Source organism: Mycobacterium sp. NGS67 (genome assembly GCF_059812185.1).
In genome coordinates, this window is the sequence record NZ_JCALCF010000033.1 from 1 (window position 1) to 16,156 (window position 16,156).

The 16,156-nt window shown below is 66.5% G+C and carries 19 protein-coding genes; 12 read left to right on the forward strand and 7 right to left on the reverse strand.

The window, feature by feature from the left end; genetic code table 11:
- The 8 genes from AC5Y4D_RS23205 to AC5Y4D_RS23240 form a co-directional block, all read left to right on the forward strand.
- The coding region (locus AC5Y4D_RS23205; RefSeq protein WP_500038323.1) for a GatB/YqeY domain-containing protein at positions 1-201 on the forward strand (201 nt) is incomplete at its 5' end.
- A 34-nt stretch (positions 202-235) separates the two neighbouring features.
- Positions 236-1,726: an HNH endonuclease signature motif containing protein gene (locus AC5Y4D_RS23210; RefSeq protein WP_499993068.1), complete on the forward strand. Its 1,491-nt coding sequence runs from the start codon at positions 236-238 to the stop codon at positions 1,724-1,726.
- Between the two features lie 41 nt (positions 1,727-1,767).
- Positions 1,768-2,754, forward strand: coding sequence for an LLM class F420-dependent oxidoreductase (locus AC5Y4D_RS23215; protein WP_499943326.1), 987 nt, complete (start codon positions 1,768-1,770; stop codon positions 2,752-2,754).
- Between the two features lie 120 nt (positions 2,755-2,874).
- The gene (locus AC5Y4D_RS23220) at positions 2,875-3,777 is read left to right on the forward strand and encodes an SRPBCC family protein (protein WP_499943327.1); all 903 of its coding nucleotides are present in this window, start codon (positions 2,875-2,877) and stop codon (positions 3,775-3,777) included.
- Positions 3,778-3,780: 3 nt separating this feature from the next.
- A complete protein-coding gene (locus AC5Y4D_RS23225; protein ID WP_499943328.1) occupies positions 3,781-4,950 on the forward strand; it encodes a zinc-dependent alcohol dehydrogenase in 1,170 nt (389 codons plus the stop codon).
- 29 nt (positions 4,951-4,979) lie between these two features.
- Positions 4,980-5,540, forward strand: a complete 561-nt coding sequence (locus AC5Y4D_RS23230; RefSeq protein WP_499943329.1) for a type 1 glutamine amidotransferase domain-containing protein — start codon at positions 4,980-4,982, stop codon at positions 5,538-5,540.
- A 55-nt stretch (positions 5,541-5,595) separates the two neighbouring features.
- Entirely contained in the window at positions 5,596-6,288 is a 693-nt protein-coding gene (locus AC5Y4D_RS23235) for a HemK2/MTQ2 family protein methyltransferase (RefSeq protein ID WP_499943330.1), read from the forward strand.
- On the forward strand, positions 6,285-6,500 hold the full coding sequence (locus AC5Y4D_RS23240) for a CDGSH iron-sulfur domain-containing protein (RefSeq protein WP_499943331.1): 216 nt from the start codon (positions 6,285-6,287) through the stop codon (positions 6,498-6,500). Before AC5Y4D_RS23235 ends, AC5Y4D_RS23240 begins: the two co-directional genes overlap by 4 nt.
- Here the strand turns inward: AC5Y4D_RS23240 and AC5Y4D_RS23245 are convergent.
- The 6 genes from AC5Y4D_RS23245 to AC5Y4D_RS23270 are packed head-to-tail and all read right to left on the reverse strand — an operon-like array spanning position 6,480 to position 12,048.
- Positions 6,480-7,490, reverse strand: coding sequence for an iron-containing redox enzyme family protein (locus tag AC5Y4D_RS23245; protein WP_499943332.1), 1,011 nt, complete (start codon positions 7,488-7,490; stop codon positions 6,480-6,482). The two genes, AC5Y4D_RS23240 and AC5Y4D_RS23245, sit on opposite strands and share 21 nt — an antisense overlap.
- Positions 7,491-7,516: 26 nt before the next feature.
- Positions 7,517-9,730, reverse strand: coding sequence for a SpoIIE family protein phosphatase (locus AC5Y4D_RS23250; RefSeq protein ID WP_499943333.1), 2,214 nt, complete (start codon positions 9,728-9,730; stop codon positions 7,517-7,519).
- Positions 9,727-10,353: a SpoIIE family protein phosphatase gene (locus tag AC5Y4D_RS23255; RefSeq protein ID WP_499943334.1), complete on the reverse strand. Its 627-nt coding sequence runs from the start codon at positions 10,351-10,353 to the stop codon at positions 9,727-9,729. The genes AC5Y4D_RS23250 and AC5Y4D_RS23255 overlap by 4 nt, the downstream gene beginning before the upstream one ends.
- On the reverse strand, positions 10,346-10,756 hold the full coding sequence (locus AC5Y4D_RS23260; protein ID WP_499943335.1) for an anti-sigma regulatory factor: 411 nt from the start codon (positions 10,754-10,756) through the stop codon (positions 10,346-10,348). The genes AC5Y4D_RS23255 and AC5Y4D_RS23260 overlap by 8 nt, the downstream gene beginning before the upstream one ends.
- The gene (locus tag AC5Y4D_RS23265; RefSeq protein ID WP_499943336.1) at positions 10,746-11,135 is read right to left on the reverse strand and encodes an STAS domain-containing protein; all 390 of its coding nucleotides are present in this window, start codon (positions 11,133-11,135) and stop codon (positions 10,746-10,748) included. Before AC5Y4D_RS23265 ends, AC5Y4D_RS23260 begins: the two co-directional genes overlap by 11 nt.
- A 31-nt stretch (positions 11,136-11,166) precedes the next feature.
- Positions 11,167-12,048: an STAS domain-containing protein gene (locus AC5Y4D_RS23270; RefSeq protein WP_499943337.1), complete on the reverse strand. Its 882-nt coding sequence runs from the start codon at positions 12,046-12,048 to the stop codon at positions 11,167-11,169.
- 147 nt (positions 12,049-12,195) lie between these two features.
- On the opposite strand from AC5Y4D_RS23270, the gene AC5Y4D_RS23275 reads away from it, so the two are divergent.
- From AC5Y4D_RS23275 to AC5Y4D_RS23290, 4 genes are all read left to right on the forward strand, one after another.
- Positions 12,196-12,564 carry an STAS domain-containing protein gene (locus tag AC5Y4D_RS23275; protein WP_499943338.1) on the forward strand — a complete coding sequence of 123 codons (369 nt, stop codon included), beginning with the start codon at positions 12,196-12,198 and terminating at the stop codon, positions 12,562-12,564.
- Positions 12,565-12,858: 294 nt separating this feature from the next.
- Positions 12,859-13,257 (forward strand): heme-binding protein, encoded by a 399-nt coding sequence (locus AC5Y4D_RS23280; protein WP_499943339.1) that lies wholly within the window; start codon positions 12,859-12,861, stop codon positions 13,255-13,257.
- Positions 13,258-13,398: 141 nt separating this feature from the next.
- Positions 13,399-14,454: a DNA topoisomerase IB gene (locus AC5Y4D_RS23285; RefSeq protein WP_499943340.1), complete on the forward strand. Its 1,056-nt coding sequence runs from the start codon at positions 13,399-13,401 to the stop codon at positions 14,452-14,454.
- Between the two features lie 117 nt (positions 14,455-14,571).
- Positions 14,572-15,168, forward strand: a complete 597-nt coding sequence (locus tag AC5Y4D_RS23290) for a PAS and ANTAR domain-containing protein (RefSeq protein ID WP_499943341.1) — start codon at positions 14,572-14,574, stop codon at positions 15,166-15,168.
- 6 nt (positions 15,169-15,174) lie between these two features.
- On the opposite strand, the gene AC5Y4D_RS23295 is transcribed toward AC5Y4D_RS23290, so the two are convergent.
- A complete protein-coding gene (locus AC5Y4D_RS23295) occupies positions 15,175-16,149 on the reverse strand; it encodes a helix-turn-helix transcriptional regulator (protein WP_499993084.1) in 975 nt (324 codons plus the stop codon).
- Positions 16,150-16,156 lie beyond the last annotated feature (7 nt).

Here is a 16,156-nt window from a genome sequence, read left to right on the forward strand (position 1 = left end):
ATCGACGAATATCTGCCGACACCGCTCACCGATGCCGAGGTGGCCGATGTTGTCGACACCGCGATCGCGCAGGTGGCTGAGGACATCGGGCAGCGTCCCTCCATGAAGCAGATGGGCTTGGTGATGAAGGTCGCCACCGGCATCGCCGAGGGGAAGGCCGACGGATCCCGCCTGTCAGCGGCGGTCAAAGAGCGGCTCTGACGGGTTGTCACCGCCCCGTGGCATAATCGAAAGTATGTTCGATACAGCCGCGAACGACGAGTACTGGGAGGGCAGGCACCCCTCCACCACCGCGGTGTCGACCGGATTGATCGACGGGATCCGGGCGGACGCGGTGGCCGAGAACCGGGCGGCGGCCGCGCAACTGGTCAAGATCGGGGAGTTGTTCGCGCATCGGTTGTCGCGGTGTTCGGATACCGAGCAGTGGTGTGTCGACACGATGGACGCGGTGGCGGCGGAGGTGGCGGCCGCGTTGCGGATCGGTCATGGCCTGGCGATGAGTCAGTTGCACGTCGCTCGGGCGATGCGCGAGCGGCTGCCCAGGGTTGGCGAGGTGTTCTGCGCTGGCGACATCGACGGCTCGACGTTCCGCACGATCGTGTTCCGCACCGATCTGATCGAAGACCCGGAGGTGTTGGCCCGGGTCGATGAGTTGATCGCAGTCAACGTGACGCGCTGGCCTTCGCTGAGTCGCGGGCGGCTGGCGGGTCAGGTGGATCGGATCGTGGCGCGCGCGGACGCCGACGCGGTGCGCCGACGCAAGGAGCGCCGGCAGGGCCGGGAGGTGACGATCTGGGACGACTCCGAGGGCTTGTCGCACATCGAAGGCACCCTGTCGACTCCTGATGGGCATGCCCTGGACCGGTGTTTGACGGCGCTGGCGGCCACGGTGTGCCCACACGACCCGCGTACCGCGGCTCAGCGCCGTGCCGATGCGCTGGGAGCACTGGCGGCCCGGGCAGAGCGTCTGGGCTGTCGCTGCGAACGCCCGGACTGTACGGCCGGTGCCCGTGCGCCGGTGTCGCCGGTGGTGATTCACGTGATCGCCGAACAGGCCAGCCTGCACGGCAACGGCGGTGCGCCCGGCTCCGAGGTGGCAACCAACGGGTTGATAACTCCCGATCTGATTGCCGAGCTGGCCCGCTCGGCCAAGTTGGTGCCGCTGGCAAACCCCGGCTGGGCCGCACCCGAACCCCACTACACCCCGTCCAAAGCCCTGGCTGACTTCGTCCGCTGCCGGGACCTGACGTGCCGCTGGCCGGGTTGCGATGTGCCCGCGGCGCGCTGCGATTTGGAACACACGGTTCCCTACGCGGCGGGCGGACCCACGCACGCGGCGAATATCAAGTGCTATTGCCGTACGCATCATTTGATGAAGACGTTCTGGGGCTGGACTGAAAAGCAACTGGCCGACGGCACCCTGATCCTGACCTCCCCGGCCGGAGACACCTACGTCACCACCCCTGGCAGCGCGCTGCTGTTTCCGAGTCTGTGTGCCGCGGTCGGCGGCATGCCCGCCCCCGAAACCCCACCACCGGCCGACTACTGCGCCGAGCGCAGCGCGATGATGCCCAAGCGCCGCCGCACCCGCGCTCAGGACCGTGCCCAGCGCGTCAAGGCGGAACGTCGGCACAACCGTGCAGCCCGGATGACGCGGCGAGCCGAGCCCGTCAGCTCCAGCAGCCCCGCACCGCCCAGCCCCGAGGACGAGCCCCCACCGTTCTGACGCCGTCGTTTGCGTTCAGTGGCCAGGGGTATCCGAAAGGTATGGCACGGTTCGGCTATACCTTGATGACAGAGCAATGTGGCCCCAAAGACCTTGTGCGCGACGCGGTTTCGGCCGAGCAGCGAGGCTTCGACTTCGAAGTCTGCAGTGATCACTTCTCCCCGTGGCTGGCCACGCAGGGGCACGCCCCGAATGCGTGGGCGGTGTTGGGCGCGGTCGCGCACGCCACCGAGCGAGTGGACCTCTACTCCTATGTGACGTGCCCGACGATGCGGTATCACCCGGTCATCGTGGCGCAGCAGGCCGCGACCGTGCAGATCCTGGCCGACGGACGTTTCACGCTCGGCCTCGGTAGCGGCGAGAACCTCAACGAACACGTGGTCGGCAAAGGCTGGCCGACCATCGAACGCCGGCAGGACATGCTGCGCGAAGCCATCAAGATCATCCGCGAGTTGTTCGGCGGGCAACTCGTCGACTGGCGTGGCGATTATTTCCAGGTCGACTCCGCGCGCCTGTGGGACGTGCCCGACGTCCTGCCCGGCATCGCGGTCGCGCTCACCGGGGCGCGAGGTGTCGAGAAGCTCGGCAAGCTGGCCGACCACCTGGTAGCGGTGCAACCCGACAACGAGCTGGTCGACGCCTGGCACGTGGCGCGCCAGAGCGGCGGGTGGCCCGGTGCGGGCCGGGTGATCGGCCAGATACCGATCTGCTGGGATCCCGACCGCGACACCGCCGTCGAGCGTGCGCACGATCAGTTCCGCTGGTTCGCCGGCGGCTGGTCGGTCAACGCCGACCTGCCGACACCGGCAGGTTTCGCCGGCGCGACGCAGTTCGTCCGACCCGAAGACGTGGCCGACAGCATTGCGTGTGGTCCCGACCTGGATGCCATTGTCGAAGCCGTCAAGCCCTACTGGGAAGCCGGCTTCAGTGACATCGCGCTCATCCAGATCGGGGGCGAAACTCAGCAGCAATTCCTCGAACAAGCAGCCGAACCGCTCCTCGAGGCGTTGCGCGCGGCTTCCGCCTGAGCCGCGTGCGTGCAGGTTTGGGTGCTAACTGCCGGGGTATGGCTGCGATAGCGGGTCGGATCCGCTACCGGATCTGGACGAGGGGTTGTTGCGATGAGTGAGTCCGAGGCAAACACAACTATGACTCTGGTGAAAGGCCTCGGCGTAGCCAGCCTGGGACTGGGTCTTTCGGAGATTGTGGCGCCCGGCGGGGTCGCCGCGCTGGCCGGTGTCGATGAGACGCAACGCTCCCGCACCGTCATTCGCGCCCTGGGTCTGCGCGAATGCGCCCACGGCGCAGCGCTTTTGCTCGGTTCGGAGAAATTGGTGTGGACCCGGGTGGCCGGTGACGTGCTGGACGTCGCCGCGCTCGCTGTCGGTGTCGCGAAGCGCGGGCCGGGCCGACGCCGGCGTGGGCTCATTTCGGCTGCCGCACTTACGGTTATCGGCGGACTCGACCTCTACGCCGCGCTGCGCACCACCGGCGGCGCAGGACCGCGGCACGCCAGCGCGCAGCGGAACGAAACGTTGCGTGCGGCCGTGACCATTCAGCGGCCGCCGGACGACGTCTACAACTACTGGCGGGATCTGGAGAAGCTACCCAGCTTCATGCATCACCTGCAGTCCGTTGTCGTCGACGGAAACGGCCGGTCGCGCTGGACCGCCAACGCCCCTGTGGGACAACCTATTCGCTGGGACGCGCAGATTGTCGAGGACGAGCCCGGCAGGCGGATCGCGTGGCAGTCGTTGCCGGGCTCGGGAATTGCCAACAGCGGACGCGTCGAGTTCACCCCGGACAACACCGGCAAGGGCACCGAAGTCCGGGTCACCATCGGTTATCAGATCCCGGGCGGGGCCGTGGCGAAAGCGGCGGCGACCCTGCTGGGGGAGTCTCCCGACCAGCAGGTCAACGACGACCTGCGCCGCTTCAAGCAGATCATGGAAACCGGCCAGGTGATGCGTTCGGACGGCTCGCCGGACGGTGTAGTCGCCTTCCGGCAGATGCATCAGCAATCCGCGCAACCGGCAGGCCAAGGAGGCTGAACGATGAAGGCAACTGTCTGGGCCGGCCGCAACAGCGTTGAGGTGCAATCGGTCCCGGATCCGAAGATCCTCAACGACCGTGACGCGATCGTCAAAGTCACCTCGACCGCGATCTGTGGCTCCGACCTGCACCTCTACGACGGATACATTCCCACCGTCAAGCACGGTGACGTGCTGGGCCACGAATTCATGGGCGAGGTCGTCGAAGTCGGCAAAAACGTGCACAACCTGGCCGTGGGTGACCGCGTGGTGGTGCCGTTCCCGATCGCGTGCGGATCCTGCTCGGCCTGTGACCGCGACCTGTACTCGCTGTGCGAGAACTCCAACCCCAACGCCGGCATGGTCGAAAAGCTGATGGGCCATTCTCCCGCCGGGCTGTTCGGCTACTCGCACATGATGGGCGGATTCGCCGGCGGGCAGGCCGAATACGCCCGGGTGCCGTTCGCCGACGTGGGACCGTTGAAGATCGAGGACGACCTGACCGACGACCAGGTGCTGTTCCTTTCCGACATCTTGCCCACGGGCTACATGGGCGCCGAGATGTGCGACATCAAGTCCACCGACGTGGTGGCGGTATGGGGCGCCGGGCCGGTGGGCCTGTTCGCGGTGGTCAGCGCGCTGCTGCTCGGAGCGTCGAAAGTCATTGCCATCGACCAGGTTCCGTACCGGCTCGAGCTGGCCCGGAAGCTGGGCGCCAGCACCCTCAATTTCGCCGAGACATCGGTACTCGACGAGTTGCGCGACATCACGGCCGGCCGCGGACCCGACCACTGCATCGACGCGGTCGGCCTGGAAGCGCGCAACGGCTCCACCCTGGTGGACGCCTACGACCGGGTCAAGCAGGCGGCGCGGCTGGAAACCGAACGGCCGCACGCACTTCGGGAAGCTGCCTTGAGTTGCCGTAACGGCGGAACGATCTCCATCGTCGGGGTGTACGGCGGGTTGATGGACAAGTTCCCGATCGGCGCCATCATGAACCGGTCGCTGACCATCAAGGCCGGGCAATGCCACGTGCACCGGTACATGCGACCGTTGCTGGAGCGGATCCGCAGTGGCGAGATCGACCCGACGATGATCATCAGCCACCACCTTCCGCTCGACCAGTCGTCCCATGGATACGAGATCTTCAAGCACAAGCAGGACGGCTGCACCAAGGTTGTCCTCAATCCGTAGCGGAAAATCCCCGAAGAGGAGTAGTGACGATGTCAAATGAGTTGGACGGCAAGCGGATTGCGTTTCTGGCCGCCGACGGGGTGGAGAAGGTCGAGCTCGAAGAACCCCGCAAGGCTCTGCAGGACGCCGGCGCCCAGACCGACCTGCTGTCGCTGAAGGACGGTGAGATCGAGGCCCGCAATCACGACCTCGAGCCGGCCGGGACTTTCGAAGTGGACCGAAAGGTAGCCGAGGTGTCGGTGGACGAGTATGACGGGCTGATCCTGCCCGGTGGCACGGTCAACCCCGACAAGCTGCGCCTGGACAAGGACGCCGTGGCGTTCGTCCGTGATTTCGTCGATTCCGGGAAACTGGTCGCCGCGATCTGTCACGGTCCCTGGACGCTGGTGGAAGCCGGCGTGGTCGCCGGACGCAAGCTGACGTCGTATCCCAGCATTCGTACCGATCTGCGCAACGCCGGTGCCCGGGTGGTCGACGAAGAAGTGGTGGTGGACGGCAATATCGTCACCAGCCGCTCGCCCAAGGACCTTTCGGCGTTTTGTGAGACGGTCGTCCAGAAGCTGGGTCAAGCAGCGGCGCGCACCTCTTAACCCAGCAGATAGGCCAAGAGGTTTAACATAATCGTCTGCGGGCATTAATCAGGCCATGACAAGCACGTTGCCGGCTTCGGATGCGGATCCGATCGCAGAACGCGTTTACCAGCCACAACACGATTCTCACTTGCTCGTCGACACCATGCGGTGGACAGGTCTGATCCGGCATCGCCGAGTGCTGGACCTGTGCACCGGATCCGGGTTCGTCGCCATATCGGCAGCCGAAATGGGTTGCGCAAGTGTCACAGCATTCGACATCTGCCCGCACGCCGTCAGCTGTTCCCAGGACAACGCCGCCGGCGCCGGGGTCGAGGTGGATGTGCGCCACGGCTCGTGGATCGACGCACTCGAGTGCGGCTCGTTCGACGTCGTGGTCTCCAATCCTCCTTACGTGCCAACGCCGCCCGTCGACGACACCGAACACATCCCGGCCGCGGCCGGCCCGTCCTGGGCGTGGAACGCCGGGATAGACGGTCGGCAGACTCTCGATCCGCTGTGTGAATCGGCGTCAAAGTTGTTGTGCAACGGCGGATCTCTGTTGTTGGTGCACTCGGCGCTGGCTGGAGTGCAGCGGTCGCTGGACCAGCTGCGCGCCAGCGGCATGGACGCCGACGTCGTTGCCAGTCAACTGATCCCGTTCGGGCCGGTGCTCACGGCACGGGCAGAATGGCTCGAGGAGATCGGCCTGATCCCCCCGGGTCGTCGGGAAGAGGAAATCGTCGTGATCCGAGCAGACAAGCCGTGAGTACCACCCGGGTGCAGGTGATTCCCAATGGCCCGGTGCTGGTTTCCGGGCCGGTGCGCATCGAGATGCCCGACGGCGAGGTCGTGGAGTCGGACCGGTTCATGGTGGCGGTCTGCACTTGTCGCCGCAGTCAGGACTATCCGCTGTGCGACACCAGTCACCGCCGGTGCCGGCCGGCCAAAGTCAAGCAGCTAACCGAGCGGCCGGCGTAGCGACGACTCGCCCCGCTGCCACGCCGCCATGATGGCGTCGGCCAGGCGGTCTTCCACAGCGGCGTTGGCGCGCATGCCGAAGACGACGTCGCAGTCCAGATGCGGCTCGCGGGCAACCAGGTCCCCGACGACATCCAAGCGCACCACGTGCTCGTGCACGGCGTCGGCTTCCACATGCTCGCGGTAGAACTCCACGCACGCGGCCGGGGCCTGCATGCGGCGCAGCGCATCGACCATGCGCTTGGAACCCGGCGGTGAGGTGATCTCGGTCGCCGCGAAATGCCCCACCGCCGCGCCCCGCAACCGCCGGTGCAGACCGAACATGGACATCAGGTTCACCACCGCCAGCGATTCGGCGGGTACCGCATCCAGATAGCCCAGATACGTCGAGTCCAGATCGGCGGCATCCAACAGGTCGGCAAACAGTTGCTGGTGCATCGCCGGACCCCGCCCGGCGCCGTACTCGTCGAACTCGACGGCGACGAACGCGGCCTTGGCGGTCCCCGTCAACCGGGGAATCGCGAAGGCGTGCGGGTCGCCCTCCTTGAGGTGGTAGAGCGAGCGGTGCACGAAGTACTCGCGCATCTGCTCCCACGTCCCGCCGTCACGCAGGTGATACGACAACCCGGTGCCGTCCTTGGGTTCGATTGCCAGCGCGTCCATTTCGGCGTCGGCCGTGTCACCGGGCTGGATGGGGCCCACGTCGCGGCGGACTCCGGCCAGAAAGGCCCGCTCCAACTCGGCACGAAATCCCAGCAGGCCCGGATTCCACTCCCAGCCCGGGTCCACCGAAGCGAAACCGCGGTAGTGCAGCTCGTAGCACATGTACAGCGCCAGCTGCAGGTCCAGGCCGAACGGGTCGGAATCGCGCACCGACGCGCTGATCCGCCCGGTTTGCTCGCGCGAGGGCGGCGCCGTCAGCGTACGGTGCACCGCCGTCGACAACGGTCCGTGGGCCGCCGGCAGGGCAGGCTCGACGGATATCGACATGTGAGTCACACCGATGTTTTACCCCGCTATCGATCCGGCAAACGGAAGACGATGTCGATGCTGGTCCCGGCGGGACTCTCGTCGACGTCCATCGACTCGCTCATGGCCCTCATCAGCAGCAGGCCACGCCCGCCGTTGCCCGGGTCGGCGGCCGGCGGCTTCCAGCGTCCGGAGTCGGCGATGTGCGCCCGGATCACCCCCTCGTCGGCCTGCATGTGCAGCCGCATCGTCCCCGCCTGTTGTCCGGCGTAGGCGTGCTCAACGCAGTTGGTGCATCCCTCGCTCACCACCAGCACGATGTCGGTGGCCAGGTCCGCCGGGACCTGCGCGGCCCGCAGCCAGGAAGTCAGCTGCCGCCGCAGCGGGGCCAGTTTGTCCGGGGTGGCTTCGGATTCGACGTGCAGCGGGGCCAACTGGTGGCGGTACACCACCATCGCGACGTCGTCGTCGTAACCCGCTTGCGGGGCAAGCCTTTCCAGCACGGTGTCGGCGACCACGCCGATCGGCAGATGCGCCGATTCGGTCAGCACGTCGGCGACCCGCCCCAGTCCCTCGTCGATCGACTCGTGCCGGCGTTCGACCAAGCCGTCGGTGAACAGCATCAATGTCGAGCCCGGCGGCAGCACCTCGGCGGCCTGCGGGCGAGTAGTGTTGCGGCGCACCGCCAATGGCACCGACCGGGCGTCGGTCAGCATCTTCGGCACCGAATCGGGCTGGGTGTTGACCAGGACGGCGGGCATGTGGCCGGCGTTGCTGTACTCCAGCACACCGGATTCGGTGTCCAGAATCGCCAGGAAAACCGTCGTGCAGTAGGCATCCGGGATCATCGACGCGGCCGCGTCGAGTTGTTCGAGCAGCACGGCCGGTCTGGCGCCGGTGATCAGCAGGGCCCGCGAAGAACTGCGCAGTTGGCCCATGATCGCGGCGGCCGGCAAACCGCGGCCCACGCAGTCGCCCACGACGATCCCGATGCGGCGGTCGTCGATCGGGATGACGTCGTACCAGTCGCCGCTGATCTCCAGCGGTTCGACGGCGGGTTCGTACCGCACCGCGAACCCCGGTGGCGGCTGCATCGGCGGCAACATGGCGCGCTGCAGGGTCAGCGACGTTTCGCGGGCGTTCTCGAACTGGCGGACATGCTGGATGGCCAGGCTGAGATGACCGATCAACACGGTCACCAGCAGCCGATCCTCGGCGCTGACCCAGCGTGGGGTCCGCAGCTCCAGCCACAGCGCGACGTCGCCGGTGCCGGAGAGCATCACCACCAGTCCGCGGGCCTTGCCCGGCGCGTCCGGCCACTCGACCGTCTTCGCGGTCAGCGGCAGCTGGTGACGGGCGTCGGTGAACGTGCGGCGAAGCGTCGGATCCATTGTGCGCCAGCTGTTTTCGGTGGGCTCGCCGGCCACCTGCACGGTTGGCTCGCCATCTCCGGACGGCCACATCACCGCCACCACACGCTGCACGTCGACCGCCGTACGGCACTCGTGAAGGGTGATCGCCAATACCTCGGCCACGCTCTTGGCCACCGCCACCGATGTGGCCAGCCGCAGCACCGCACCTTCCCGCGCCGCGAAGGCCCGCTCGGCGGTGACGTCGCGGACGGTGCCCACATAGACGTCACCTTCGCCGACGGGACCGCGAACGGCATTGATGCTGACCGCGATCCAAGCCAGATGACCGTCGGAATGGCGGACGGGAATCTCGTAGTCGGCGCTGCCTTCCCGGCGGACCCGCTGTTGCTCCTCGTAGGTGCCCTGCTTGTCGACCAGCCAGGGCTGCGGCCACCGATACGGCAGACCCTCGGCGCCGTAGCCGAGGATCTCGGCGAAGGCGTTGTTGACCTCGATCACCGCACCGTCCTGGTCGGCGACGAAGAAGCCCTCCTGCAGCGAGTTGACCAGCGCGGTACGAAACTTGTCGCGGTCGGCCAGGTCCTGCGCGCGGGCCCGCTCCTGCGCGTATTTCCTGGTGCCGTCCAGGAACCCGCGAGTTGCGACATCCAGCGGAGCCAGCGTCTGCAGCAGGAATTCCAGGGCAGGCGCCCGGTCGGCGGTCGCGTCCCCGGGCAGTTCGTCGAGCAGCCAGAACGTGTTCTCGATGATGTCGAGCATGCTGATCTGTTCCTGCAGTGCCCGGCGGCCGAGTTCGTGCCCCACGGCCAGGACGTCCTCGTCTCGCGCGTCGACGTAGCGGCGCAGCGCGGCCAGGTATTGGGATTGGAAGTCGTTCGGCGAGCTCATGACAGCATGCCCCGGTGGCGGGCGGCGAGCACCATCGCGTCGTCGGATTCCTTGGCGTGCTTGGTCAGGATCTGCTCGGCGATGTCCTTGGCCGAGGCGGCGAAGTCGATGTAGTCCAGGTGATCTTTGGCGATACCGTCACTGCTGATCACCAGCAGATCCCCGGTGCGGATCGAAACCACTTGCGCGGGCCGGGTTTCCGGTATCCGGTAGCCGACGATGCCGCCGGTCAGGCGTGCGCTGCAACGGATCTGGATGCCGCTGGCGCTTTTGGCGACCAGGTTGGCGACGACGTTGCCGATCCCCGTCCAGCTCAGTTTGCCGGTCTGGAAGTCGATCCGGGCCAGGGTCATCGCGACGCCGCGGCTTCCGCTCAGCACCCGGTGGCAGAGCTGGACCAGAACCTCGAGGCGTTCGCCCCGCGCGCCCTGCAGCGCGTCGACGGCGGCCAGTGCGGCACTTGCGGCGTCGGGGCCGTGACCCAGGCCGTCCAACACCCCGAACAAGGCATGGTCACCGTCGATGTCGACGGCCAGGGCCTGGTCGCCGCACAGTTGTTCGCCCGGACGTGAGCGACTCGCCGTCGCCCACTCGATCGGCCCGAGCCGGCCGTTCTCACGCACGAGCGGGAACCCATTTCCACATCTCGATGACCGTGCCGCGGCCCAGCGCGGACTCCACAATCAACCGATCCATCAACCGCCGGGCACCCGGCAGGCCCATCCCCAGGCCGCGTCCGGTGGTGTAGCCGTCCTCCATGGCTCGGTCGATGTCGGCGATACCGGGCCCGTCGTCCTCGGCGCGAACCACCAGCGCCCGGCGGCCCTCGCGGTCGTCGACACCGACCCGGACCTCGCCGCGACCGGCGTAGCTGGTGATGTTGCGGGCGATCTCGGAGATCGCGGTGGCGATCATGGTGACGTCGGTCAGCGAGAATCCGAGGTCGATGGCGAGCTGGTGACCGGCTTTGCGGGCGGCGACGATGTCGTCGGATGTGTTAATGGCGACCACGGTCTCACCCGCCACCGTCGCGCCCGATCGTTGATCTGTGCAGACCCAACTGCCTATGCAGCAGCGCAATGCCCTCTTCGAGGTCGAGCGCGGTGCTCATATCGTCGAAGGCCAGCCCAAGCTGCACCATGGCGAAGGCGACCTCGGGCTGCAGGCCCACGATCACGGTGGTGGCTCCACGCAACCGGGTCATGTGGGCGATCGTCCGCAGCGAGCGTGCCGCGAACGAGTCCATCACGTCGATGGCGGTGACGTCGACGACGATCCCCTGGGCGCGGAAGCGGCTGACCCGCTCCATCAGGTCTTCGCGCAGGCGCTCGGTATCGGAGTCGGTCAGGGCGGCCTGAACGGTCGCGATCAGGATCGCGCCCTGTTTCAGAATCGGTACTGGCATGGGTTGGTCTTGGTCCTAGTAGCGCTCGGCCTCAGTCGCCGGTGCGGGTCACTTCGTAGCCGAGCAGCCGCTCGGCTTCCTCGATACCGCCCTGCAGGTCGCCGACCGCGTTCATCTTGGACAGGTCCAAGCCGATCGTCACCAGCGTCAGGGCGATCTCCGACGACAGCCCGGTGATGATGACGCTGGCGCCCATCAGGCCGGACGCGTCGACCGTCTGCACCAGGTGGTTGGCCACGGTCGAGTCGATGGTGGGGACACCGGTGATGTCGATCACGACGACCTTGGCGCGGTTGGCGCGGATGGCCCGCAACAGCTGCTCGGTGACCTGCCGGGCGCGTTGACTGTCCAGCACACCGATGATCGGCAGAATCAGCAGCTGCTCACGCACCTGCAGCACCGGCGTGGACAGCTCCCGGATCGCTTCCTGCTGCTGGCGGATGATGCGCTCGCGCTCTTGGACGAAGCTGACGCCCACCGTGTTGGCAATGCGGTTGGCCGCCGGTTCGTAGGCGTCCAGCACCCGGTTCAGCATGTCGAACTCGGCCTGGTACTTCTCGAACAGCGAGCGCGCCAGCACGTCGCGCAGCAGCAGCACGATGCCGAGCACCTCGTCGGTCTCCACCCCTCGCGGAATGATGCGCTCGGAGAGGTCGCGCGCGTAATCCTGCAGCGCTTCGACGCTACCGGTCTCGAGCACCTCGACGTAGTTGTCGTAAACGGCGGTCGCCTCGGAGAAGATCTCCTCCGGCGTCATCGCGGTCAGCAGCTCGGCCTCGGTGATCCGGCGCGCCCATTCCTCGCGCAGCGCGGTCCGGTTTCGCCGCAGATGCTGTACCAGCTGCGGCAGCAAACCTTCACTCGAGACGCTCCCGGTGGCGTTGCCGGTGGAATCTGTCGACAAATCGGACATCTGTCCCTCCAAGGCCAGCCGAGCGCGGGTGCTATGGGGAGACTAGCTTGGGGGGTCAGGTAGAGCGTGTTGAGGTCTTCATCTTCTCGCGGTAAGCGCAGGGGGTTAGGCTGGCACCACACCGAAGGCCCGGACAAAGGATCGCCATTGTCAGCTCCTGATTCGATCACTGCCACGGTCTCCGACCACGACGGGGTAGTCGTGCTCAGCATCGGCGGCGAAATCGACTTGGTTACTGCGCCGGCCCTGGAGGAAGCAATCGGCGGCGTGGTCGCCGACGGTCCGGCAGCGCTGGTCATCGACCTTTCCTCAGTCGACTTCCTGGGTTCGGTGGGCTTGAAGATCCTGGCCTCGACCTACGAGAAACTCGGCGACGCCGCAGAGTTCGGCGTGGTGGCCCACGGCCCGGCGACCAGACGGCCGATCCACCTGACCGGCCTGGACAAGACGTTCCCGCTGTACCCCACCCTCGACGACGCCTTGACCGGCGCGCGGGACGGCAAGCTCAACCGGTAGCTATCGGATTCGGGCCACCTGAGATAACGGTTGTGTCACGAATTCAGGTCACGATCTCTTAAGAAGACGCGGCCGTTTCTGAGAGTTCTCATCGTTTCTCAGCCGAGTTGTATGTTTGCTTAGCTAAATAGTTGACTCGAGTTGCACGGATCACACCTTTACCGGCGCATCCCCCGATTGCCGCGTTCGTCGTCGGCGAACATGCCCGGGTCACCGATTTCGGTTTCGCTACTTTGGATTTCGGGGCCTCGGGCGCCCCAGCGAAGGTTCGCGAATTCGGAGGAACACAGCAACATGAAATTCAGCAGTATCGTCGCGCCTCGGCGGGTTGCCGGTATCAGCGCCGGTTGTCTGCTCGGGGGAGTTGTCGTCGGCCTCGTCGGCGCGCCGTCGGCGGCGGCCGCACCTGACTGCAGTCCGGAAGGTGTCAATGCCACCGTCTCGTCGGTCACCGGCGCGGCGCAGCAGTACCTTTCCAGCCACCCGGGTGCCAATCAGGTGGTCATGGCCGCCTATGGCCAGGACCGTGGTGTCGCAGCGTCGAACATCCGGGGCTACTTCACCGCGCACCCCAACGAGTACTACGACCTGCGCGGGATCCTGGCGCCGATCGGCGAAACCGAGCGGCAGTGCAACGTGAGCGCGTTGCCGGGGCATCTGGAGTCGGCCTACCACGAGTTCATGGCCGGCTGATCCCTGAGTCGACAAACGAACGACCCGCCACGACGCCGTGGCGGGTCGTTCGGCATTGCACGCAGGTGTAAGGGCTGGCCGCACGGGCAATTCAGGCTGCAGCCGACCGGAGATCGAAGTCGGGGACAGCGGAGGACTGACATGCGGCTGCGCCGCAGTGTGCTGAGCAAGCCCGGTATCACGCGTAAGCGTCGCGGCAAGGGTTTCGCCTATTACGGCGCGGACGGGGACTTGCTGGCCGACGAGACCACGGTGCAGCGGATCAAGGACCTGGTCATCCCGCCGGCCTGGAAGAAGGTGTGGATCGCTCCGTATCCCAACGGGCACATCCAGGCGGTGGGCACCGACGCCGCCGGACGGCGTCAGTATCTCTACCACCAGAACTGGCAGCAGGAACGCGCCGAAGAGAAGTTCGACCGGGTGCTGGAAATGTCGACGAAGCTGCCGGCCTGGCGCGAGCAGATCGCGCGCGACCTCGACACCCGCGGCCTGAACCGGGAGCGGGTACTCGCGCTGGGACTGCACCTGCTCGACCTGGGGTACTTCCGTGCCGGCGGCGAACAATACGCCGAGGAAAACGAGTCCTACGGGCTGGCCACCCTGCTCTGTGAGCACGTGACCGTGCGCCGAGACGCGGTGGCGTTCGACTACCCCGCCAAGAGCGGGGTGCAACGCCAATACGAAATCGAGGACGCCGAAGTCGTCCGGGCGGTGCGCGCCATGCTGCGCAGAACCGACTGCTCGGGGCGATTCTTGATGTGCCGCAACGCTTCCGGCTGGACAGAGGTCAAGGCCGACGACCTCAACGCACGGTTCAAGGAACTGGTCGGAGCCGACTACTCGGTCAAGGACCTGCGGACCTGGCATGGCACGGTGCTGGCCGCGGCGGCGTTCGCCGGTGCCGACCCCGCCGTGTCGGAGCGGCAGGCCAAGAAGATCGAAGCAGCGGTCATGCGGGAGGTTTCCGAAGAGTTGGGCAACACACCGGCGGTGGCGCGGAGCTCCTATGTCGATCCGCGGGTGGTCAGCGGCTACCGCCAGGGTCTGACCATCGTCTCCGCGACGGAGCGCGCGGCCCGGACGCGGCGCCGAAGCGACGCACAACAGATGGTGGAGAAGGCCACCCGCTCACTGATCCGCAAAGTGAGCAGGAGCGAAAGCCGATCCCCGACGGCGGTGCTGGCCAAGACCGCCTGAGCTCCCAGCAAGATTGCGAAGTCATGATGCCGCTTTGGTACAGGCGGACGGGCCAGCCGAAATATAGTTGGGCTGGTGTGCGCAGATTCGCGGCGAAAGAAGGGCCGCAGGTGGCCCATGGTCGGGAGATTCCGTTACCTGACCCGTGAAGATCGCTGGGAATGGTCTGAAGAGGTCGCCCGAATGCACGGCTACGAACCGGGCACCGTCACTCCGACCAACCAATTGCTGCTCAAGCACAGGCATCCCGACGACAAACCCACCGTGCCCGAACTCATCGAGCAGGTGCGCAGGCACGGTGCCGCGTTCAGCAGCCGCCACCGCATCATCGACACCCGGGGTGAGACGCACGTCGTCGTGGTGGTCGGCGACCGGTTCTCCGGACCCGACGGCCGGCTGCTCGGCATCGGCGGCTTCTACATCGACATCACCGATCAGTTCGACGCTGACCTGCAGAAACATCTGAGCGAGGCGTTGCTGGCCGTGGATTCTCGACGCGCGGTGATCAATCAGGCGATGGGAATCCTGATGCTGCGGTACGGCGTCGACTCCGAGTCCGCATTCGATTTGCTGGTGAAGCTGTCGCAGGAATCCAATGTGAAGCTGCGCAACATCGCCGAGCGGGTGGTCTCCGAAATCACCGCCCAGGACGACGAAGACGACGCGGCCTACCGGGTCGATCAGGTGCTGCGAGCCCCGCGCACCATGCTCTGAGAGCGGTCACTGGTGCAGCGTGGTGTGCGGGCTCTGTCCGTAGGTGCCGCGGTAGAGCGCGGCGAACCGACCCGTGTGACAGAAACCCCAGCGTTGTGCGACCTCGGCGACGGTGGTGCTGGCCCGGTCGCTGCTGCTGAGATCCTGATGAGCGCGCTGCAACCGAACGCGGCGCAAATACTCGGTAGGCGTCGTATCCAGGTGGTGCCGGAACAGATATTGCACCGCGCGCGGTGTCATCCGAAGCGCGTCCGCGACGTCGTTGACGCCGATCCCGTCACCGCAGTGGCGGTGGATGAAGGAAACCGCGCCCTTCAGGCTGGGCGGCAGCGACGGGTTGCTCAGCAACTCACGGTCGGCGTGCAGGTTGGACGGAAAGCACTCGAGCAGCGCCGCTCCCAGCAGGCGGGCGGCCGCGGCGACGAGCAACGGCTGATGCGCCGTTTCCGCGCATCCGAAGCTGGCGATCACATAGTCCAGCGCCTGACTCCACGTCTGGGTGACCGCGTCGGTGTGCGGGCGGCAATCCAGGAACTGAAGCCGGTGCGGTAGCGGACCGCCTTTCTCGACGGCGACGTAACTCACCAACTGCAGATCCATGCTCACCACATGGAACCGCGCGGTGTTGGCCTGCAGCACGCATGGCAATCCGTCCGCGGCCAGCACCGCCGTCGCGATGTTCGTCCCAGGGTCGCCGGCGACGGTGAGAGAACCTGCCCGCGGCTGGATCACCACGACCGATTCGGCCGGATTGATCTCGCAGCCCACCCGCCCCTCGATCAGCAACTCGTCGACGGTGATCCAGTCTGTCTCGAAGCGCCGGTGGGTGACGACCGACTCCTTGCCCAGACTGCTGAGCTGCCAGCCCGGCTTGTAGGCGTTGGCAAAGAAGCGGTGCGCCGACCCGGAATCGCCAGTGCGGAACTGTCCGTATCGGATTGCGGCGGTGTCGCTGCCGTTCCCGGTCGCGGCGGGTAACACGCTGCTT